Raw genomic sequence first — 22,987 nt, 5'->3', positions numbered from 1 at the left:
GGGGATTGTGGTTCGGAGGGGGGCCGCCAGGGGGCGGCCGGCGGGGGCCAGGGCTACCGCGGGGTGGGGGGAGGGAGCCGTGGTGGGGGTGGAGGGGTGCGCCGCCGGTTCGGGTGTGGCCGTTGCGTTCTGCGGGGTGGTGGCTTGGGCTTGAGCCTGTGTGGTTCTGCCGTCCTTCGGGGAGCGGGCCGATCCGTTGTGCGTGAGGAGGAAGGGGGTGCCGAGGAGGAGTGAGCCCAGGAGCATCATCGCGGCCGTCTGGAGGGTGAGGAGGCGGGGGGCCGGTTGGGCTGGAGTGGGTTCCGGGGCCTCGGAGATCGGTTCAGCGGCGGGGGCGGCGGGGGCAGAGGCAGGGGCGGGGGCAGGGGCCGGTTCGGGGGTCGGCGTGGGGTTCGGCTGCAGGGTGGTGGTGCGGCGTCGGTGGAGCTCCGTGAGGAGTCTGTTCGGGCGCGGTGGCTCGGTGGGGGTCCATCTGTAGCGGGTGCCCGCCCTCAGGACCGTGGGGAGGGCGGTGGCTGTGCCCGGACGTGTGGGGGGTGCCAGGGCCGGGGCTCGGTTGAGGGGGCTTGGGGACGGGGTGGGGTTCGGGGTCGGCGTGTTCGGCATGTCTCGTCCTTGTTCTCTTCGTTTTGTTCGTTTTGTTCGTTCTTTTGGTTCTTTTGGTTCTCTTGCGGCTGTTCAGGGGTACGGCGATCCGCGCGTCGAGGGCCGTAAGGGCGTGGAAGGTTCCCGTTCGGGCCGGGGGCGGGGCGGGGGCCGTCACGGGGTGGAGGCGGTGTGGTCAGATCAGTCCGGCGCGGATGGCGTACGACACCGCGTGGACGCGGTTGCGCAGGCCCAGGCGGCCCATGACGGAGGAGACGATCTTCTTGATCGTGCGCTCGGAGTAGCTCATCCGCAGGGCGATCTCGGCCAGGTCCATGCCCTCGGACACCAGGCGCAGTACGTCGATCTCCCGGGAGGTCAGGCCGGAGGGGGTCAGGCCCCTCGGGCGCAGCACCTCGCGCTGGACGTGTTCGACCTGGTCCAGCAGACGGCCCTGGACCGCCGGGGGCAGCCAGGCCTGGCCGGCGGCGACCGAGACCACCGTACGGACCAGGGTGGCGGGGGTCGCCTCCGACCGCCACAGCACCGCGCGTACCCCGCACTCCACCGCCGCGGACGGGTCGGCGTACCAGCCGTTGCCCACGACCAGGGTGAAGCGGGCGCGGTCCGGTGCGGGCAGGGAGCGCAGGGTGTCGAGTGTGGTGGTGTCCGCGGTTTCCACCGCCACCACCACGGAGTCCGCCTCCTCCAGCGGCGTCAGGGTGAGCTGGGGCCTGCGCTCCAGGCAGGACGTCAGTCCGAGCTGGGTGAGCGGGTCGGCGGCGTGTACCGCTACGCGGGGCTTGCTCATGTCAATGTTTCCTCAGTCTGGTGGGGCAGCCGGTCGTCGACATCCTTCGATGGGGCGACTGAGGAAAAAGTTCGGCGGTGGGAGAAGAAAAGTGGGAGGAGAAAGTGGGAGGAGGAGAGTGCTCCCCCCACCAGCGTTCACATGGTCAGGTCCTCCGGGAGCAGCAGTCGCAGGTCGTCCAGCGTCGGGGACGCGGACGCGCTCAGGCGGAAGGCCTGGCGGGTGACCAGGGACTCGAAGACCTGGCGGGCGTAGCGCGCGTTGCCGAAGGAGCGGTCGCGGGGGAGGGCGGCGAGGTGATGGCGCAGGAGATCCAGCAGCCGTGGGGCGCAGGTGTAGCCGCTCGCCGTCGCCTGGCGTTCCACGATGACGACCAGGTCGTCGGCGGAGTAGTCCGTGAAGGCGATCCGGTGCGAGAAGCGGGAGGCCAGGCCCGGGTTGGAGGCCAGGAAGCCGTCCATCTCCTCCGTGTAGCCGGCGACGATCACCACGACCTCGTCGCGGTGGTCCTCCATCAGCTTCACCAGGGTGTCCACGGCCTCCTGGCCGAAGTCCGTGCCGCCGCGGTTCCCCGCGCCGGGGGTGAGTGTGTACGCCTCGTCGATGAAGAGGACGCCGCCGCGGGCGCGGTCGAAGGCGTCGGCGGTCATCTGCGCGGTGTGGCCGACGTAGCGGCCGACCAGGTCGGCCCGGGCCACCTCGACCACCTGGCCGCCGGGCAGGACGCCGAGGGCGGCGAGCAGTCGGCCGTAGAGGCGGGCGACCGTGGTCTTGCCCGTGCCGGGCGGACCGGAGAACACGGCGTGCTGGCCCATCGCGGGCGTCGGCAGGCCCGCGGCGGCGCGGCGGCGGGCGTTGGCGAGCAGATGGACGAGGCCGGCCACCGTCTGTTTCGCCTCGGACAGGCCGACCATCGCGTCCAGTTCGGCGAGAAGCGCGGTGAGTCCGTCGTGGTCGGAGGATCCGGCGGGTGAGGCGACCGACGGTGCTCCCAGGTCCTCGGGGAGCAGGCGGAGCATGTCCGCCGGGGCCACGTCCGTCTCGGTCGCGAGCCGGAACGCCTGGCGGTCCACCATCTCCTCGAACACCTTGCGCGCGGTGCGGCCGTTGCCGAACGTGTCGTCCTTCGGGATGCGCTCGAAGTGGGCCGCCAGCGCTTCCGGCGTGTCCGGGCCCAGTTCGTACTGATGGCGGGTGCAGACGTGTTCGACGATCGTCACGAGTTCGTCGACGGTGTAGTGGGGGAACTCGACGGTGCGGTTGAAGCGGGAGGCCAGGCCCGGGTTGGAGGCGAGGAAACGGCGCATCTCCACCGAGTAGCCGGCGACGATCACCACGACCTCGTCGCGGTGGTCCTCCATCAGCTTCACCAGCGTGTCCACGGCCTCCCGGCCGAAGTCCGCGCCGCCGCCACCGCCGCCGCCGTCCGACTGCGAGGTGAGGGTGTACGCCTCGTCGATGAACAGCACCCCGCCCCGCGCCTTCTCGAACGCCTCCGTCGTCTTGATCGCCGTACCGCCGATGACCTGCGCGACCAGGTCCTGCCGGGCCACCTCCACCAGGTGGCCGTGGCGCAGCACCTCCATGTCGGCGAGGATGCCGCCGTAGAGGCGGGCCACGGTGGTCTTGCCGGTGCCCGGTGGCCCGGCGAAGATCATGTGGCGGCTCATCGGCGGGGCGGACATGCCCATCTCGGCGCGGCGGCGGGCCATCTGGTTCAGGCTCACCAGCGTCTTCACCTCGTGCTTGACCGAGTCCAGGCCGATCAGCGACTCGAGTTCGGTGAGGGGGGAGGGCTTCTTCGGGGTCTTCCGGGTCGTCGGGGTCGTCGGGGTCTTCTGCGCCTTGGCCGACGGCGATTGCGGTGCCGGCGGTGACGGTGATGGTGACGTTGACGATGGCGACTGCGGCTCGCTCTCTCCAGCCGTCTGTGCCTCCGCCGCCTCCCCCCATACGTCCTGCGTGCCGTTGGCCCTGCTGACCAGCTCCGCCGTCGCCGTACCGTGGCCGGGGACCGTGCGGCGCAGGCCGCTGCGGCCGTTCTCGAAGGCGGCGCAGTTGCGGAGGTCCACGCGTTCCGCGGTGTGCAGCAGGAAGCCGTCGCCGGTGTTCGCGAAGGCCTCGCAGTCGGTCAGCGCGCCCCTGCCCCGGGCGGCGATCATGACGCCGGCGCGTCCGCAGCCGTGGAACCGGGAGCGTACGGCCGTCACGTTCGCCCCCGCCGCCACGGCGAGGCCGTCCGTGCCGGCCCGGAACACGTCGCAGTCGCGCAGGTCGGCGGTGGCGGTCCCGGAGACCGCGAGGCCGTTGCCGCCGGCCTCCCTGACGAGGACGGCGGTGAGGAGCGGGCGGGCCGAGTCGGTCGCCCGGACGCCCGACTTGCGGACCTCCGCGATCTCCACGTCCTCGTAGCGGCCCCGGGCGGTGCCGGACACCTCGATGCCGTGGCCGTCGCAGTCCGTGAGGGTCGTCCGGCGCAGGACCGGGTCGGCGTTCTCGTCGACGGTGACCGCGCTGTCCGCCGTGCCGGTGACGCGGAGGCGGTCGAGCTCGGGCGCGGAGTCGTCCGTGAGGTGTGCCGCGGTCGCCGTGCCGCCGTGGACGGTGAGGGCGGTGAGGACCGGGGCGGCGGTGCCGCCGACCCACAGCGCGGCGCCCGTCGCGTCCCGCACCTCGCAGTCGTCGTACCGGCCGCGTGACTTGTCGTCGAGGCGGAGGCCATGCTGCCCGGGGCGGGTCACTCGCAGTGCGCGTACGACGGGTTCGGCGTCGCCGGTCGCGGTGAGCCCGTGCCCGGCGGGGTCCTCGACCGAGCAGTCCTCCACCAGGACGCGGTTGCGGCTGGATATGTGGATGCCGGTCCCCTGCACGCCGTGCACGCGGGTGCGCAGGACGCGGGTGGCGCTGTTGTCCTCCAGCGCGATGGCGGGCTTGGCGGTGGCGGAGATGTCGCAGTCCTCGACGCTGCCCCGGCCTTCGCCGTTGACGAAGACGCCGTTGCCGGCCGTGTCCCGTACCGTGCACCGGCGGATCAGCGGGTTGCCGCGTTCGCCGATCACCACGCCGGACGCCTCCAGGTCCTCCAGGACGCAGTCCTCGATCACGCTCTCGGCCTCGCTGGTCACCACGATGCCCGCGCCGGCCGGGTTGGTGACCCTGCTGTCCCGCATGGCCAGCGCTCCGGCGTTGCGGGCCAGTACGGCCGTCCAGGCGGCGGCGCTGATCTCGCAGTCGTCCAGCTCCAGCTGGCCCTCCGGCACGTCCACGGCGGGGAGTTCCTCGTCGCTGCCCCGGATCACCAGGCCGGTCAGCTTCACCGCCTCGGCGGTCGCGGTCACCGCCGTACCGGAACGGGGCGCCAGCTCGACCGAGCCGCGGCCTTCTGCGGCGACGATCGTCACGACGTCCGTCAGGACCAGCGGATCGCTGTAGCGGCCGGGGGCCACCGTGATCAGCGCGCCGCTGCGGGCGGCGCGTACGGCGTCCGCGATGGAGGCGTGGGAGCCGGCCTCGCGCCGCGGGTCGACGGTCAGCACCTGGCGGGTCATCGGCTCACCCACTTCTGGTGCGCGCGGCCGTTGCACGACCACAGCTGGAGCAGGGCGCCGTTCTGCGCGCCCGCGTCGACGACGTCGGCGCACTTGTCGGCCGCCGGGTTGACCAGGTCCTCGTGGCTGTTGAGCACCCACTTCTGCTGGGCGCTGCCGTTGCAGGCGGCGAGCTGGAGCGGCGATCCGTCGTTGCCCGACGCCCAGGCGCTGGTCAGGCACATGCCCATGCCGCGCAGGGTGCCGTCCGGGTAGAACCTCCACCGCTGGTTCTCCTGCGGTACGCAGTCCCACATCTGCAGCCGGGCGCCGGGCACCGCCTGCCAGTTGTCGATGTCGATGCAGCGGCCGTTGAGCTTGCTGACGATCTGGTGGGCGGCGGGCTGTTGCGGGGCGGACTGGGGGGCGGCGGCAGCACTGTTCCCGCCGCTGTCACCGCTTCTCTGTGTGTTCGTGCCGCTCTTCGTGCCGCTCTTCGTGCCGCCCTTCGCGGTGGCCGTGCCGCCCGTCCGGGGGGTGGCGGTGGACCGGGCGGGTGCGGATCCGGCGTACGGCACCGCCGCCCCGGCCCTCGAGCCGCGGCCCGGGGTGGCTGAGGCCTGCGGCCGGGCCGTGGGAGAGGACGAGCTCTCCGCGGGGACCGGGACGAAGCCCGGCTGCTCGTCGTCCTGCGGGAGGCTCCCGGCGAGGTCGTCACGGGAGGACGGCCCCGACTCGGCGGACCGGGTGCCCTTGTCCAGCGAGGCGATGCCGAACGGCGCGGCTATCAGCAGCAGCCCGGCCAGCGCGGCACCGGCCAGGACACCGGAGGACAGCCGCCCGCCCAGCACCCCCTGGCCGGGATCGGCCACGGGGGCGGCGGCCTGGGGGAGGGACGGGGGGTCGGCGGCCGCGGCGGTGGTGGCGGAGGGGACCGTGGTGGCGGAGGGGTCCGTGGGGGCGGGAGGGTTCGCGGTCTCCGGCACGGCCGTCCGCGCGGCCTGCGCCGAGCCGTTGCCGTTGCCGTTGCCGTTGCCGTCGCCGTTGCCGTTGCCGTTGCCGTCGCCGGACGACGAGGCCGTCGGGGCCGTCGGGGCCGGGGCCGGGGCCGGGGTGGGCGCCGGGGCCGGGGCCTCGGGAGCACTGGGCCGCGCTGCTTCGGGCCGCGCTGCTTCGGGAGGTGCCGATTCCGCCCGTGCGGTCTCGGTCCGTGCCGCTCGTTCACTCATGACGTGCTCTGTCCTTACTGTCACTGTCCGACGGGGGGTTGAGGGCGGCGTGCCAACGCAGGTGCTGCGGACTCCTGTCGAGCAGGTCGGGCGCGCCCCGGACGGTTCGCCACAGCCGTGGCAGCGCCTGCTCGGGGTCGGGGTCGCGGATGCCCAGGAGGCGGGCCAGGTCGAGCAGGGCCTGGTCGGTGGCCCGGGCCAGGAAGGGAGCGCGCGCCGCGCGCCGGTCCAGCGCCTCGCCCAGCGCCCGCTCCTCGGGACCGACGCCGTCCTGCGGGTCGTAGAGCCGGATCAGCCGCTGGTCCGCCAGCCGCTGGGCGCCGTCCGGTTCGCCGATCTCCCGGCCCAGCTCCACCGGGAGGTCCAGGCCGCGTCCGGTGGTGAAGGCGCGCAGGAAGGCGGCCATGCTCTCGGCCTCGGCCCGCGTGGTGAACCGCTGGTTCGAGGCGTACAGGTCGCCCCAGTTGAGCACGATCCGTTCGACGTCCGCCCAGGTCAGATCGCCGTGGATCTGTGTCTCGAAGTACCGGCCGACGGCCGCGTGGCCCAGCTCCCGCACCTCGCGGCCCAGACCGGGGTCGTAGCGGAAGCCGGTGGCCTCGGCCAGCGCCAGCCGTACGCGCTTGTCCTCGCCGTGCGCGAGGAGCGGGAACACGTGGGCGTTGTCGGTGTACGAGAACACGCCCCGCCCACCCCGGTCGGCGCTGTCTCCCGGCGTGTGCGTGACCCTGGCGCGCACCGGGTCCTTCCAGTAGAAGACGGCGCTTCCGTAGGAGTACGTGCCGCCGTGCTGGGCCGGTGAGACCAGGGCCGCGTACTTGGGCAGCTCGTCGGGGGCGGGTGGGTCGAAGTCGCCGGTGCCCGGGCCGTCCTGCGGGGTGCCCTCGACCCGGCGCAGGGCGGCGCCGTACCCCTGGAGTTCCTCCACCCAGCCCCGCCCGGCACGGCTGAAGGTGCCGCCGGTGGAGCCCGTGGACCAGAAGTTCCTGAAGTGCTCGTCGGAGGTGAGGGCCTCGGCCCGGGTGGGCCCGGTGCCGTCGGGCCGGGCGGCGAGATCCTGGTTGGAGGCGATGGGCAGGGCGCGTACATGGTCGTGCGCCGCCTGGAGGATCGCGTCCATGCGCTCCGGGTCGTCCACCGGGTAGCGGGTACGGGCCGACGCGTTCAGCCGGGCGATGCGCCGCGCGAACGCCTCCCGCTCCGGCGCGTGGAACAGCTCCCCGCGCTCCTCGGCCGCGAGCAGCGCCCAGGACTGGCTCGGCGTCAGCCGCTCCCAGCCGTCCCGGTACGCCGGATCGCCAGGGGTGCGTGCGGCCCGCAGCCGTTCCAGGTCGGCGGCGTCCGGGACCATACGACGGTTGTGCGGCTCGCCGTCCGTCCCCTGCTCGGAGGCGTGCACGGTCAACGGCGGCCGGTGCCCCGACCCGGCGACCGGCCGGCTGATGGCCTGCTTGACGAACTCCCGCCGGTCCAGCGGCTCGGGCATGGACATCTCACCGTGGGCGGTGGCGTCGACGAGGGCCGGGGACACCGGGGCCGGGGGAGCCGGCGCGGTCGGCGCGGTCGGCCGGGTCGCGGCGCGTTCCTCGACGCCGGTCATGAAGTCATGGAACGCCGCGTACCTGGCGTTGTCCGCGTCGGTGGCCGTCACGGGGTTGGCCGGGGTGCGGGGGGCGGCCTCGGGGTCCGGTCCGTAGAGGCGCTCCAGCAGCGGCCCCAGGGTGGGCTCGTTGGCGCGCACCCACGCCGGGCCGTTGTTCCGTGCGCGGCCCGTCGCCGTGTCCGTGCCGTGGTTGGCGCCCAGGTAGGCGGTGCTGGCCTGCGCGAAGTACTCGTACTCGTTCGTCGCCGAGTAGTTGTCCTTCTTCTGGTCGGCCAGGTCCCGGCGTTTGCCGTCGGGCCACTCCGCGTCCGGGCCCTTCGCCTGCTTCTCCTGGAACGCCCGCCCGATCAGCTCCTGGTCCTCGGGGGTCAGACCGGCCAGATGCACCAGGTGCGCGATCTCGTGCGTCGCCGACGAGTACCCCTCCGGCTGGTGCGGCACCGGACCGATCGGTGTCCGCTCACCCAGCAGGTTCTCCTCCGGCACCGCCGCCGTCAGCTCGTCGGCCGCCCCCCGCAGCTCCGCCACGCTCCGCCGCCCCGACGGCTCCAGCCCCCCGTGCAGCTCCGCGAACGAGCTGAGCCCGGTCAGCGCGACGTGCCGCGGCAGCACCACCACCGCGGCCCCCGCCCGAAGCATCCGCAGCGCCGTGGCCGGGTCCCGCAGCATGCGGGCCACCTGGGCGTACGTCTCATGCCGCGCCGACACCGGCCGCTGCACCGCCTCCGGTACGACGGTCAGGAGCCGCGCCGCCGCCCGCGCGAGGTCCTCCGTCGGCAGCGACGTCCGCATGCCGTCCAGGAACGGGGGGTACGAGGCCAGCCACCGTCGGTGTCCCTGGCTCAACAGCTCCAGCCGCGAGGGCAGTTCGGCCCTCGGTGTGCTGAGGAGTTCCGCGACCAGCGCGTCCGGGTCCGCCGGGCGGAGCGGCTCCACCACCGCGACCGGTTCTGCCGATTCCGCTTCCGGCGCCGCCGTGCCGGCCCGGCCGTCGGTGAACGGCTCGCCGTGCACCCCGCCCTCGGCCGCCCGCTGCGCCAGCTTCTGCCGCACCAGTTCGTACGCCCGCTTCCGGCGCTCCTCCCGTGCCGCCTCCCGAGCCTCCTGGTCGGCCCGTGCCACCTCCTGCGGGGGCACCACTGTCATGTCGGTGACCATCCTGCCGAAGTCCCCGACGTTGCCCTGGCCGATGCCGATGTTGTGATGCGTCTGCCCGGCGACGACCGCTTCGACGTCCGCCTGCTCCCGGAAATTCGCCGCCGAGCCGGTCCGCAGCCGCTCCTGATGAATGAGCGCGGAGTGGGGGATCTCGTACGCCCCCGACTTCTGGTTCGGGGTGCCGTACTGCCGGACGAACTTCCAGTAGCCGTCCCACGGCAGCGTGAACGCGACGACGACCTCGGAGCTGGAGGCCGCGTTGGCGTTGCTGAACACGTTGGTGTGGGACAGCGAGGTGGTGAAGAACTTCCGGTACTGCTTGCTGTCGTTGTACTTCAGCGCTTTTTTGAGGCCGGCCGTCGCGGTGCGCTCACCGCGGATGACCTTGGCCTCCTCGATCGCCATCTTGCGGTAGATCCGCACCGGTTCACCGGGCGTGTGCGGAATCGGCGTCGCCTCGGTCGCGTGATCCGACGCGATTTTCTCCAGCTGGGCGTGGAAAATCCGCATCGACTCCAGCGCTCTGTCTTTGGTGGCCGCTTGGCGGGCGCGGGGGGTCAGCTCCTGTGTGTCCAGGAACTCGTAATACGCGCTTTCGAACTTCGGGGAACCGGGTCGTGCGTAGAAGAAGTCGGCATAGGCCCGTCTGACCGCGGCTGCCTTCTCCTCGCGCGAGATCGTTTCCTCCCCCGACGGCGCGGCATGCGGGAGGGTGCGGGGTGCCGTGCCGGGCGCGCGGGCCGGGGTGGCGGCCAGGGACGAGAGGGGGACGCTCACCCGGCCGGTGCCGGAGGCGTGGCGGGCGGTGCCGAGGGCGTGGGCGAGGCGGGGGAGTTCCGGCTCGATGGCCCTCTGGACGGCGGCGTGGCCGGTCTGGGCGGCGAGCGCGGCGTCGATGTCACGGCCCAGGGAGGGCACCCGGTCGCGGAGGGTGTCGCGGTGTTCGGTGGCCCGGGCGAGGTTCTCGGTCGCCGTGTCGAGGCGGGCCCTCGCCCCGTCCGCCGTCGACGTCGCCTCGGTCAGGGCCTGTTCGCGGGCGGGGACCGGGTCGGTGGCCGTCCGGGCGGCGTTGAGCCTGTGCTGGAAGTCCCTCTGGTCGGCGCGCAGGGCGGCCAGGTCGCGGGTGACGGCTTCGAGGTGCTCGTCGGCGGCCCGGGCGCGTTCGCGTGCCGCTCGGGACCGCTCCGGGAACGCACTGCCCGCCGGTTGCTGGTCGATGTGCTGGACGATGGAGCCGGCGGTCTTCGCGTCGCGGGCGGCGGCCCGTTCCTGCCGCTGTATTTCGTTGATCTTGGCCGGCAGGGCGAGGAGCGCGCCGGGCAGTTCCCGGATCTCGGCCTCCCGTTCCCGCTGTTCCCGCCGGGAGGCCGTGAGGTCGGTCTCGGCGGCCGTGCGCCCTGCCTCGGCCTCGGCGAGGGCGGCCCGGGCCTCCCCGTGCCCGGCCGTGGCGGTGGCGAGGGCGGCTTCGGCGTCGGCGAGGGCGGTGCGGGTCCCGTTCCGGTCGGCGCGGAGTTGTGCCTCCCGCCGCATGGCGTCGGCCTGTGCGTGGGCGGCCTCGGCGTGTGTGGCGAGGTGGGCGGAGAGGCCGGTCCAGGCGGCGCGGACGGTGTCCTCGCCGGCGCCGGTCCGCAGGGTGCCGGTGGGGTCGAACTCCCAGTGCCACAGCCCGTCGTCCGCGCGCAGCACCAGTTCGAGCGGCCGGTCCGCGAGGACGGCGGTGCGGGAGGCGGCGTAGAGGGCGCGGGCCAGGCGGGAGCCGTCGGGGTCGGGGCCGGGGGCCAGCCACACCTGCGCGGCCCGCTCCTGCGGATCGAGGCGGTCGGCCAGGGCGCGGGGCAGGTCGGCGAGCGGGTGGGTGGTCCAGTCGCGCAGGTCGGGCTCGGGCCGGTCGGCGAGCATCGAGATCAGGTCGTAGACCTGAGTGTCGGTGCGGGCGTCGGTGATGCCGTGACCGAGGACGTCCCGTTCGGACAGCCGCAGTTCGGCGGTGCCGGACACGTACCGGGTGCCTGCCGGGCCGTCGACCGTGATCACGACGTCGGTCCTGGTCTCGTGGCTGCGGACGCCGCGCTGGTTCTCGGGCTGTGCGGTGCCGCCGGTCTTGGCCCACTCGCGGCGGGTGGCGGCGGTCCCCGAGCCCGGACCCTGTGTGACGGGCTGCTGGGCGAGCAGGGGCAGGCCGACGCCGACGAGGTGGCGGGAGGAGTCGTCGGCGGCGTAGGCGGCCTGGAGGACGGTGGCCAGCGTGGTGCCGGCCGTCAGGGAGGTCGAGGCGGAGGTGGTGGGCAGCCGCAGCCGGTCGAGGGCGACGTCGCCGGTGTCGGTGATCCGGCGGGGGTTGTGCAGGGAGATCCGCAGGGTCGGCGGGGCGCCGGAGCCGGTCTCCAGGGGGTAGGCGCCGGGAAGGGTCCCGGTGAGGCCCGCGGCGCGCGGCGGGTCGAGGGCGATCTCGCCGGCCTGGACGAGTTCGCCGATGCGTACGGCGACGGCTTCGGCGGAGCCCGAGGCGTCCGAGGACTGCCAGGTGGACTCCAGCCGGGGCGCGACCGCGCGCAGGGCCCCGGCGAGCTGCGGGTACGCGTCGAAGTGGAACACCGGGGCCGGGCCGGTCGGCACGATCCGCTGTCCGAGGGGGCGCCCGCCGGTCGCGGTCGGTCGGGTCTCCGAGACCGTTGGCCGGGCCGGGGGCTGCGGCAGCGGAGAGGGCACGGCCTCGCTGCCGGTGAAGCGCAGGGTGACCTCCGCGGGCACGGTGACCGTGCGGGCGGGGCGGCCGTGCAGCGTCCGGTTCAGCCACTCGGTGATCGTGCGGCCGTCGGCGTAGTCGTCGTACCAGGCCAGCACACCGCCCTCCAGCAGACCGCCGGGGAGCTGCGGCGGCCACTCCGTGACGAGTTCGGAGCGGACCGAGGCCTCCAACCTGTACCGGACGTCGGCGTCGACCGCGCTGTCGGTCCGCATCCAGTGACGGTCCTCGGCGGAGGCGGCTGTCTTCGCGGTGACGGCCTTGGTGCCGGTGAACGTGAAGGCGGGGCCGGTGCGGTCGGTGCGGGCGTCGTCGGCGGGGCGGGGGTAGCGGGTGCCCGGGTTGGCCGTCACGGCGTGCTGGCGGGTCTTGGCCACGGCGTTGGAGGTGTTCGCCGGGGCGTGCGTGTGCACCTGCTCCTGGCCGGTGCCCGGTCCCGCGGGCCTGCCGCGCACGGTGCGCAGTCCGGCGGTGTCCTGTTCGGGCCGGGCCCGCAGGGTGACCTCGACGAGCCGGGTGCCGCCCAGGGCCACATGCCGGAAGTGGAAGCGCAGCACGTCGTCGGGGCCCCGGCCGGGCAGGGCGCGCAGGGAGGTCGGCATGGTGAGGTCGGCGATCCTGGCGAGGACGCCGGGGAGGTAGGAGGAGTGGCCGGGGGTGGTGGAGCCGGGGGCCTCACGTTCGACGAGGGCGGTGAGTTCCCGGCCCAGCCGGTCGCGCTGCTCGACCCGGCGGTCGGGGTCGTCGGGGTTTCGGGGGTCGACGTCGAACTGCCGGACGGACAGCACGCCGGCCAGGCCGGGCTGTCCGGTGCGGGCGAAACGGTCCGGCAGCAGGAGCGTCGGCTCCGGCCGCTCGGGCACGGTCAGGCCGGGAACGCCGGTGAACCACTTGGCGTCGCGCGCGAGTTGCGCGTCGGACAGCAGGAACTGCGCCGCGCGCGGCAGCTCCACGGCCAGGGTGACCGGGGCGGCGGTGCCGAACCCGAGGGAGTTGGTGATCAGGCTCCGCCGGCCGTGCCGGACGGTCAGGAGGAACGTCACGCCGGTGCGGATGCGGTGGAGGGCGCCGCTCTCGGTCGGGGTCCGGGTCACGCCCGCACTGGAGGTGAGGGTGTCGCTGTCGTCGGTGCGGCGGGAGTACGCGTAGCGGGCGGAGCCGTTCAACAGGGAGGTCAGGCCGGGCTTGGGCGCGCCGTCGGGGACCTTCGGGGCCTGTTCCTGCAGGGTGAGGGCACCGGCGAACTGGTGACCACCGCTCCTGGTGGTCTGCCGGGCGGCGGTGTCCGTGGCGCCGACGTCCGTCTCCAGGTACTGCTTGGCGCTGCCCAGGTACTCCGGGTCGTGCAGGACGCCGCGCAGCTCCACGGAGTACTCGTGGTCGGCGCCGATTCCGTTGAAGGCCAGCCCCTCCACGACAAGGCCGCCCTTGAGGATCTGGTGGGCGCGGGCGACGAGCGCGGCCGGGCTCAGCGCGGCCCGCAGCATCTCGGCGACCGTGGTGCCCTGGTCGGTGGGGTCGGCGCCGAACAGCATCCTGGACAGCCGGCTCCTGCCGGTCGGGTAGGCGGCGCTGCCCGGCGTCCGGTCGGCCGGACCCTGCTCGGAACGGCCCTCGTGGGTGTGGGTGACGGCCCGGTGGAAGGCGTCCAGCAGCGCGCCGGTGCCGTGCAGGACGTCCATGACCGCGTCGTCGGGCAGCCGGACCGTCCCGGGCACGGGCGTGCCGTCCGGGCCGGTCATCGCCAGCCGCGCCCGGTCCTTGCCGTCGGCGAGGCGCACCGTGCGACCGGGCGGCGGCGTCTGGCCTGCCGACCCCTTCTCGATCGTGCGGTGGTGCGGGACGGCGAGGGTGAGATGGCCCTCGACCGTGCGGACGACGGGGCGTTCGGGCTCGGCCGGGCGCTCGATGTCGGCGGGGGCGTCGGCCGGCACGTTGTCGTCGGGGTGCCGCTCGGGCTGCGCGAACCGTACGACCGGTTCCGCGCCCGTCCCCTCGTACAGATCGAGCGCGAAGCGCGCCGGTATCTCGAAGACCTCGGTGTGCTGTGCACCGCTGATGAAGAACTGGTCCTGGTTGACCCCGGAGCCGAGGGTGGAGGTGTGGGCCGTCTGACGGGCGTACGCGTAGTCCGCGCTGCCCCCGACCGACAGGGGGTGCGCGCCGATCCGCGCGGCGGGGCCCCCGCCGAACCCGGCCTGCCAGCCGTAGGCGTACCCCTTCGACTCGGTGCCGCCGACGCTGAAGGAGGTGATGCCCATGGTCTGGACTTCGGGGAGCGTACGGATGTGCCGGGCCGCGGTGTCCGTGTCCTGGGCGCCGGGGGCGGTGTTGGTGTTCGGGGCGGGGGTGCTGCTGCCGGTGCTGGGGGCGGTGCTGGTGTTCGGGTTGGGGGTGCCGGTGCCGGGGGCGGGGGTGGTCCCGGAGTCCGGCCCCCTGTCCCGGAGGGCTGTCAGGCGGAGCTGGACGCGGCGGGTGCCGGTGAGGGTGGGGTACTCCAGGTGCAGGGTGTGGCCACCGTCCAGCATGGCGTCCACCGAGGCGCGCAGTCCGACGTCGGAGCGGACCTGCTCGAAGCGTCGCAGGTTCATGAGGCGGGCCTGGGCGGTCGCCTCTCCGGTCGTCGACAAGCCGGTGGCCGGCTCGGTCGGGGGCAGGAAGCCCTGCTCACGGAGCCATGTCTCGGCTCGCGCGAACAGCGGGGTGGTGCCCGTCACGCCCAGCGGTGCGGCCGACGAGCCGAGAGCCCGCAGGTTCTCCAGTTCCTCCGGCAGGTCCCGGTCACCGGCGCCGGGGGCGTGCTCGGTGCCCAGCGCGGCCCCCCTGCCGAGGATCCGCAGGTGCATGCCCTCCTCCCAGGGCCCGAAGGCGGCGACCGCACTGCCGCCGCGCGGCCGGATCAGCGTGACCTGGTGGAACACCTTCGCGGGGACGAGGAGATGGCTGCTGTTGCTGCGCACCGCGTGCGACATGCCGGCCGAACCGCCCGCCGCGAGCGAGGCGTTGGTCTGCCACTTGACGCCCGCCTTGCCGAGGAGACTGGCGGAGAGCACGGACGACGCCCCGGGGTGGCCCTCCGCGTGGTCCGCCGTGAAGGAGGGGCCCAGGCTGCCGTCCAGGGCGACACCGCTGGTCAGCTTGGCCGAACTGTCCACCTTCAGCGTCTGGGTGACATGCGCCTCCAGGTTGATCTTGCCGTTGACGGAGCGGTACGTGGGTGTCCCGGGCGTCACCTTGGTGGTGAGCTTCAGCATCCCGATCGCGTCGCCGACACCGTCCACCAGGACCGGCGAGAAGATCCCGCCGCCGACCTGCATCGGCAGCGTGCCCCGCAGGACCGGCTCGGACAGGAACGTCTCCAGCTCCGCGGCCGACGCCTTCGACAGCCCCGCCAGCGCGGTCCGGAACTCCTCCCGCACCTCCGCGAGCAGCCGACCCGGCTCCACGACCGTGTCCACGCCCCACACCGGCAGGTCGTCCAGGCGCGCCGGCTCCGGCAGACCCCCGCCGTGGTCGACCGCCAGATGCTCGGGGAACCAGACCGTCACCGGCCCGTGGCTCACGGCGGGGCTCCAGCTCTCCGGCGGGGCGTTGCGCTTCGCGCCGAGCCGCACCTCCCACACCGCGTCGAACTCGAACGGCTGCGACAGCTCGTTGCTGCGCTGCGCGGTCATCGTCTGCACGACCTGCGTGACCGTCGCCGACGACGAGAACTGGTTGTGCGTCAGCGACAGCGACAGCGCGGCGTCGACACCCCGCACCGGCCCCGCCGCCCCTACGGGGAAGGACACGGTCCAGGGCACGGGCACCGTACGGACCGTCCCCGCGCCGCTCGACGCCGACGCCTCCTGGGTACCGAGCCCCCGCCGCTCCACGCGGAGCTCCGGGTCCTCGACGCTGTGCGCGCCGTAGCGTGCCGAGCGCTGCGGCGCACGCAGCGCCAGCCGCACCTCGACCTCGCGCTGCGCGCGGCCGTGGACGACGGTGAGGCCCAGACCGCGACTGCTGCGCAGATACGGCAGCTGCCGTGCCAGTTCCTCGGCGGTGAGCGCGTCCCGCAGCCGGTCCAGCACCGGATGGTCGTCGGGCAGCCGCCCCTCGCGGTCCCGCTTGACTCCCACCACGTCCATGATCTGCCGGTGCAGGCCGTCCACGACGTCGGCGGACAGCGGCTCGATGTGCACCAGGCCTACGGTCCCGTCGTGCTGCGAACCGTAGTTCCGCACGTAGGCGGAGGGCGGGGTCGTCCAGTCGCGGGGTGCCTGGCTGGTGTCCCAGCGGGGGTCGTGTTCGTCGGGGGGGAGGGTGTCGGGGGTGGCGGTCGTTCGGGTGGTGGTGCGGGGGTGGTCGCGGACGGTGGGGCCGGAGTCGAGGACGTCCTCGACGGTGCGCAGGTCGTGGGGGGTGAGGGCGTCTCCGCCGGGCGTCCTGCTCACGTCGAGCATCAGGCCGTGGCCGGAGCTTGTGGTGCGCAGGCGGCGGAAGAGGGTGTCGGGGTCTTGTGCGCGGTCGCGGAGGCCGGCGTAGTGGGCGATTTCGTGCAGGGCGGTGGTGTCGTCGCGGTCGGGGTCGTTGCCGAGTCTGATGTGGAGTTGGTCGGAGCGGGTGGGGTCGGGGGTGCGGCTGAGTTCGATGGCTTCGGCGTGGTGGGGGGCGGGGGTGAGGGTGAGGTGGATGTGGAGTTGGTCGCCGGAGCGGGGGAGGCGTAGGCCGTGGTTGATGTGGGTGTCGAGGAGTGTGCGTATCCGGTTTTGGAAGGTGGGTAGTTCTTCGGGCCGGAAGCCGTGTCCGAAGCGGACGGGGAGGTTGAGGGTGAGGCTGCGTATCCATTGGCCGTCGTCGGCCTGGATGCGGCGGATGTGGGTGCGGACGAGGGTGTTGCGTCCGTGGAGGGTGCCGGGGGCGCGGTCGGTGTGCAGGGGGTCGTTGCTCGGGTCGAACCAGTCCAGGCGGAGGAAGGAGGCGGGGGCGTCGGCCCGGCGCTCCGACCACTGCTCGGTCCGGACCGGTGGCACGGCCGGCCGGTAGTGGCGGTTGTCCAGGTGGAGGACGATGTGCCGGTCGGAAGGTGCGGGGCGGTCGTCGAGGTAGCCGGTGAAGTCCTGGTGGGTACCGTCGCCCCGGACGACGGTGATCCGGGCGTCGTAGACGCGGGCCGCGAGCATCGGGAGCAGGTCGGCGGCGGCGTGGTCCCAGCCGGTGTCGGCGGTGAGGTGGCGTCCGAGTTGCCTTTCGGCGAGCTTGGCGCGGATCTCGCCCGACAGCTGAAGCGAGTGCGGAAGGAGTCCGCCGAGGCCGTCGAACTCGCGGCGGGCGGGGGTGTCGGTGCCGAGGTCCAGGCGGGCCGCAGTGATCTCGGCGGCGGAGAAGGCGTCGCTGTCGTCCGGGGCGACGAAGTCCAGCAGGTCCGCGTGGGCGCTGTCGGTGACCGCGGCCGAGAGCAGCGTGCGTACCCCGTCGACGTCCCCGTCCAGGCGCAGCCTCATGGCGAGGGCGTGGTAGAAGGAACGGCCGTCCCTCGGCACGTCCATGAGGGTGTAACGGGTGCCGTCGGGGGAGACCAGACCGTCGCCCGGGGTCCTGGTGTAGGCGCGGCGGGCCGGGGCCGGGGGCATGGGCTGCTTCGGCGGCGCGTGGTGGGTCACGTTGGGCGGCGGGGCGAGATCGGCCAGCTTCTCCCGGCCCTCGGCGGTGGCGTGGAGACGGTGCCACTGGGTGAGTGCGTCGGTCGCTGTGCGTACGCGGTGCAGTTCGGCCGCGGCGCTGTCCGCCTTCGCGCGCAGTGCGTCCAGCTCGGAGCGCCTGGTGTCGAACGCCCGCTGGGCGGCCCGCAGCCGGGCGTCCGCCGCCTTCAGGCGATCGTTCGCCTCGGCCACGGCGCGCTCGACGTCCTCCGGGGAGTCCGTGGCCTCGCGGACGGCCGTCTCCGCGTCCCGCCGGGCCGTGCGGGCCCCTTCGAGCTCCGGGAGGACATCCCCGGAGGCACGGCGTTTCTTCCAGTACGCCTTGTCGGCGCCGACCCACGCCTTGGTGGCCGCACCGACCGCGTTCCACGCCTGGGCGACGTTCTCGGGGAAGTTCTCGTCGCTGATGAGCCCCAGGTCACGGGCGACGTCGTCCCGCACCCAGGCCAGGACATAACCGTCGGAGGCGACCGAGCGTTCTCTCGGACCGAGGTTGCCGAAGGTGCCGCGCAGCACCCTGCCGAGCGGGGAGTCCGCGACGCTCCGGCGCACGTCCGCGGTGCTGAGCCAGGTCGTGGGGACGGAGAACAGGAAGACCCGGCCGTTCTTCGGCTTGACGTTCAGCGAGCGCAGCCGCTCCCCGCCGACCGCGGTCCCGTCGCCGTCGGCGGAGTACGGGCCGCTGAGCGCCGTACCCAGCTGGTTGAGGCCGGTGTCGTCGGACTTGGTCATGACACCGAGCCCGAACGCCGAGTCCTGGACGCCCTCACGGGACACCGAGGTGACGGCCCCCTCGCCGGCCCGCCTGAGCACCTCCATCTTCATGCCGTCCGCCACGGCCAGCAGCCGCGCTGCGCCGAAGTCGGGCTTGGCGCGCAGGCTCAGCGTGGCGCTGTCCGTACCGACGGGGTGCTTGTGGTGCAGTCCCGCGACCTCGTAGCCGTCCTCGGTGAGGGCGCGGTGGAAGAAGGCGGTGAGGGCGGCCCGGCTGGTGCCGTCCGTCAGCGCCTGGGCGGGGCCGGTGTCGGGCCGGGTGAGGCTGGTGTCGGACGGGCCGGCCGTGCTGGACCGCTCACTCGCGCCCCGGCCCGCCGCGTAGGAGTCACCGATGGCCTGTCGGGCGGCCTGCCGCAACTCCCCCTGTCCGCCGACCGTGCGGACGTGGAAGCCCTCCTCGGGAAGGCGCAGCGGCCTGAGGGTGCCGTCGCCGTGCCGGGTGTCCGGGCTGCGCACCTCGGCGACCCGGTCCCGTTCCGGACCCGGGCCGGGGGAGAGGTCGTCGGGCGGGGCGAGCCGGGGGTCGGGGGCGCCCGGGCCGTCGTTCTCGCCGGGGGTCGGGACCATCAGGCTGAGCGGGACGTGTTCGCGCAGGGTGCCGACGTCGCCCTCCTCGACGATGGTCCGCCTGCCCGTGAAGCCCTTCCACCCCGAGGCCGAGGTCTCGCCGTCCGTCCCCGCCTCGAGCGTGATGCGCAGACGGTACGGGGTGACGACCACGGCGTGCGGTTCGGTGGTGGCGTCCCGGTGGATGACGACGCTCGTCGTGCTGCGGCCGGACTGGACCGCGAGGCGGTGGGAACCGATCTGGCCGTACGTGGGAGCGGCGGTGACCACCGTCGGGTCGCCGGTGTTGACGCCCTGGCCGACGACGAAGCCCACAGCGGGGCCGGCGGAGTGGTCCGACGCCTCCTGGACGGTCTCGACGGCCTGCCGGCTCTCCTCCATCTCCGTGCTGTGGTCGAGCATCTCCAACTCGGGCTTGCCCGGGACCAGTTCGACCCGGACCCGGACCGACCGGTGGCCTACCCGGACGCTGCCCCACCCGAGGGCCCCGGTGCGCACGGGCGTCGACCAGCCGCCGCCGGTCATCTCCTTGCCCAGGGCCCGCTGGACGCGGGACGACACCAGCGTGCGCACCCTCTCCCGGCCAAGGTTGTCGAGCCCGAGCAGATCCACCGCCTTCTCGTCGAACGCGCTCAGCACCTCCTCGGGGTCGAGCGCGTTGACGGGGTAGGTGCCGAAGGAGTGGGTGGCCAGCCACGCCCGGGGGGCCCAGGGCCGGGAGGCGTAGCGGGGGACCTCCCCCATGCCGTCCTCGATCACTCCCAGGGCGTGCGCGTCCTTCTCCGCGACGTGCGCCATCATGCCGCCGGGAACGGACACGGTCACGCCCGCCGCGTCGGCCATCGCCCCCGGCACGAACCACTTGCCGGCCGCCGAAGTGCCCACCGTGCTCGACACCATCGCGAACTCGTGTTCCGCCGTCGCGGCCACCAGCACCTGGCGGCTGAACCCCTTCAGGTTCATCTCCGCCGCGACGCTCCGCACGACCGTCCTGCTCTCCCCGGCCGAGCGGACATAAGGGTTGAGTACGACGCCGTAGGCGCCCAGGACGCCCGTGCCGCCGGGATGGGCCCTGACGTAGGTCAGCTGACCGCCGAAGGAGCGGGTGGCGGTCCTGGTGGTCTTGCCGGACGCCGCCGCCGTACCGCCGAGCGTCATCTCGGTGTTCAGCTCCTCCGCCCCGGTCAGGGCGCGCAGCCCGCTCAGCGTGACCAGGTGACGGAACGTCGACCAGCGGGTCGTGTAGGGCCCGACGGACAGCAGTCCGCTGCCGCTCGAACCCAGCGGTCCGAGGAGCTGGTCGGCGTTGGCCGTCAGATAGCGGGGCTGGAGCGTCCGCATGACCGACTCCCGGGCGGGCGTGCCCTCCAGCGTCAACTGCCAGGACCCGCCCGACGCGTCCCGCACGGCGTCGCTCACCCCGCTGGTCAGCGCGGGCGGGGTCACCAGGGAGACCGTCACGAAGGGGCGCCGCATCAGGTCCTGGAACGCGGGGGAGCCCCGCCCGGTGCGGCCGATGCCCCCGTGCCCGGTGAAGTCGCCGGTCGCCAGGGCCAGGGCGCGGTCCCGGCTCATGAACCCCACGTCGAGGGGGCCGCCCAGGGAGAGGGAGCGGTAGGGGTTCGGTGCCTCCGGCCGGTGCGGGTCCTCGGCGGGGGCGTGCCGGTCGGGGACGCTGATCAGCACCTGGCCCGTGACCGGCCCGCCGCCCACCGGTGTGCCGTCCGCGCCGGTGCCGATCAGCACGTCCTCGGGCTGCGAGAAGACGAACGGCTGGGTGCCGAGCACGTTGAGGGTGGCGACGCCGCGCAGCAGACTGCCGGGGCGCCAGTGGCCGCCGCGGGTGACGGTGAAGGCCAGCTTGTAGTGGTACTTGTCGGACGGTCCGAGGCTCACCGACGTCGGATCGTTGGTGGCGGTGGCGCCGGACCCGGTCTCCCGCTCGCGCTGCACGCCGCCGCGCGCCCCGGCCGACAGGGTGAGCGCGTTGTCGGGGGCGCCGATGGTGCCGCTGTCCCCGGTGTTCGCGTCGCGGAACGACAGCAGACCCTCGACGCCCGCCTCCAGGAGGCGTTTACGGCCCGTCTGACCGTCGAGCCGTTCCCCGCCGGGGGCGCCGTAGCGCAGCTTGAGATCCTTCTGGACGCCTACGTAGGTGCGGCCGGTCAGTTCGCCGTGCACCCGGATGTAGTGGTGGCCCTCCTTGATCCCGCCCGGTTCGTTCAGCCGGATGAGCAGGCCGGTCGTGGTCAGCGCCTCCAGGTTCCCGGCGATGCTCTGGTGCGAGAGCGCCCCCAGGATCGACAGGGTGTTGGAGAGCGCCGTCCGGTACTCGCGGTCGTCCTTCCCCTGCCCCCGCTCGAGTTCGTGGAGGGGCGCGGCCCGTCCCGGGTAGGCCTCGGCGACGGCTCTCAGCACCCGGTCGGCCACGTGGTCCAGCAGCGTGCGGTCCGTGCCGTCCACCGTCCGGGTGCGCAGACCGTCGTCGTGGCTGAACTCCTCCACCCGGTGCATGCCCAGCGTCGGCGGCCGGTCGGGGGTGAGATGGGCCGGGGCGAACGGCTCCGGCGCCCCGTTGTCCAGGGCCGTCCGCGTACCGTCGTCCCAGCCGGCCAGCCGGCGCGCCTCGGTACGCGTCATCCGGTCCAGGCTCCAGGTGTGGAACTGCTCCGGCGCGGCCGTGCTGCCGTCGCGCCGGACATCCACGGTCTTCATGACCCAGTACAGGCCGGTCGGATCACCCTTCACCTGCCCGGCGGACCGGGTGGCGCCGAACCCGCCGAGCATCGCGGCACGGCTCGCCGAGTAGACCGCGCGGAAGGCGGGGCCGAACTGGAAGCGGAGGTTGAGCACGTCACCGATCGCGTCGAGGAAGTTCAGGCCCGGGCCCGCGGCGGCCTCCAGGGTCACGCCGACGCCCTGGGAGCGGTTCCGTTCGCTGCGTACCGTCGAGGTGTTGACGTCCCGTACCTCGGCCTGGTCCGTCTCCCCGACGAGGACGGCACGGACGGGCACCACCCGTTCCACCACGATCACGCCCAGCGGCGTCTTGCGCCGGTCGTCGGCGAACAGCGGCACCGTGGTGACCCGGCCGGACGCGAACGTCCGGGCGAGCCGGTGGAAGCTGTCGCTGGAGAAGAACGACTCCAGCTCCCGGTGCGCGGAACTGCTCGGCCGCGCACCGACCTCCGCCGCCGCCCAGTCGAGGATGTGCCGCACCGGGCCGAAGCCCTCGGTGCGCACGAGCCGGTACTGGGAGTTCTGGTCGAGCCGTATCGTCCGGGGGATCCGGCCGGGCTCGGACGCCGACGTCACGCTGTCCGGCAGCCGCGCCCACAGCCCGTCCCGGACGGTGAATCCGAGGCCGACCGCCGCGTTCCGCCCTTCGTCGTCGGTGACCCGCAGGCGGTAGTACGCGTCGTCCAGATGCACATGGGAGCCGTCGAGCGTGCGGGTCTCCATCTCGGTGACGCCCTGGTCGGTCTGGGTGTACGAGACCTTGTCCGTCCTGGAACCCCGTACGGCGACCCGGGCGAAGCCGCCGAGCAGCACGCTGCTGATCGGCGCCAGCAGCGGGACGCCGAGCCCGAGCTGGCTGACCGACTGCACGCTCTTCGTCTGCCCGAAGGTGGTGACCGCGCGGTGCATCGTGTCGATCTTGGACGGTTTGCCGTAGTCGTCGCCGAACCGCTGCCAGTTGCCGTGGTGGCGGACGGAGAGGTGCAGGACCCGGGTCTCCCCCGACCGGTCCGTGTACGAGAAGCTGCGGCCCTCCCCGGTGAGGCTGCGCGGCCGGAGGTCGAGGGTCCGCCGCACCTCGGCCAGCAGACCGGTTCCGGCGGTGTCCAGCTCCGCGGCGGCCGGGTCGACGTGCGGCCGGTCCACCAACTGCCTGCGGATCTCGGCGACGACGTCGTCCACGCCGCGCAGCACGACCTCGCTCTGGCCGAAGCTGACGCCCTGGTTGCCCGGGAGGAGCTGCTCGACCTGCTCGTCGGTGAGGTCGGGCACCTCCCGCAGCAGCGAGGGGAGGTCGTCGACGTAGGCGGGCATACGGCTGCCGTCGGCGAACTGCGACACCTCGGCCAGCGCGGTGAGCGGCGGAGGGAACTCCGGGTCCACACGGGCCGGGCGAGTGCGGTCCAGGGTGGTCCCGATCCACTCTTTGGCCCGGGGTGCCTGGCTGGTGTCCCAGCGGGGGTCGTGTTCGTCGGGGGGGAGGGTGTCGGGGGTGGCGGTCGTTTGGGTGGTGGTCGTTCGGGTGGTGGTGCGGGGGTGGTCGCGGACGGTGGGGCCGGAG

4 protein-coding genes are annotated in these 22,987 nt (G+C 73.6%); all 4 read right to left on the bottom strand.

Features of this window, described 5'->3' with window-relative positions:
- Positions 1–781: 781 nt before the first annotated feature.
- Entirely contained in the window at positions 782–1,396 is a 615-nt protein-coding gene (locus ACFPIH_RS55000) for a helix-turn-helix transcriptional regulator (protein WP_381185462.1), read from the bottom strand.
- Positions 1,397–1,533: 137 nt separating this feature from the next.
- Positions 1,534–4,944, bottom strand: coding sequence for a right-handed parallel beta-helix repeat-containing protein (locus ACFPIH_RS54995; RefSeq protein ID WP_381185465.1), 3,411 nt, complete (start codon positions 4,942–4,944; stop codon positions 1,534–1,536).
- Entirely contained in the window at positions 4,941–6,152 is a 1,212-nt protein-coding gene (locus tag ACFPIH_RS54990; RefSeq protein WP_381185467.1) for a ricin-type beta-trefoil lectin domain protein, read from the bottom strand. Before ACFPIH_RS54990 ends, ACFPIH_RS54995 begins: the two co-directional genes overlap by 4 nt.
- On the bottom strand, positions 6,145–22,809 hold the full coding sequence (locus tag ACFPIH_RS54985) for a hypothetical protein (protein ID WP_385879364.1): 16,665 nt from the start codon (positions 22,807–22,809) through the stop codon (positions 6,145–6,147). The genes ACFPIH_RS54990 and ACFPIH_RS54985 overlap by 8 nt, the downstream gene beginning before the upstream one ends.
- Positions 22,810–22,987: the final 178 nt, after the last annotated feature.

The organism is Streptomyces vulcanius (genome assembly GCF_042653945.1).
In the GTDB taxonomy this organism is placed as follows: Bacteria; Actinomycetota; Actinomycetes; order Streptomycetales; family Streptomycetaceae; genus Streptomyces; species Streptomyces mangrovi.
Note: the sequence above shows the minus strand (reverse complement) of the source record. Positions and strands in the feature narration are given on the sequence as shown.

Excerpts from the sequence above, each read along its gene's own strand:
- ACFPIH_RS55000 (WP_381185462.1), bottom strand. The coding sequence starts at position 1,396 with ATGAGCAAGCCCCGCGTAGCGGTACACGCCGCCGACCCGCTCACCCAG.
- ACFPIH_RS54990 (WP_381185467.1), bottom strand. The coding sequence starts at position 6,152 with ATGAGTGAACGAGCGGCACGGACCGAGACCGCACGGGCGGAATCGGCA.
- ACFPIH_RS54995 (WP_381185465.1), bottom strand. The coding sequence starts at position 4,944 with ATGACCCGCCAGGTGCTGACCGTCGACCCGCGGCGCGAGGCCGGCTCC.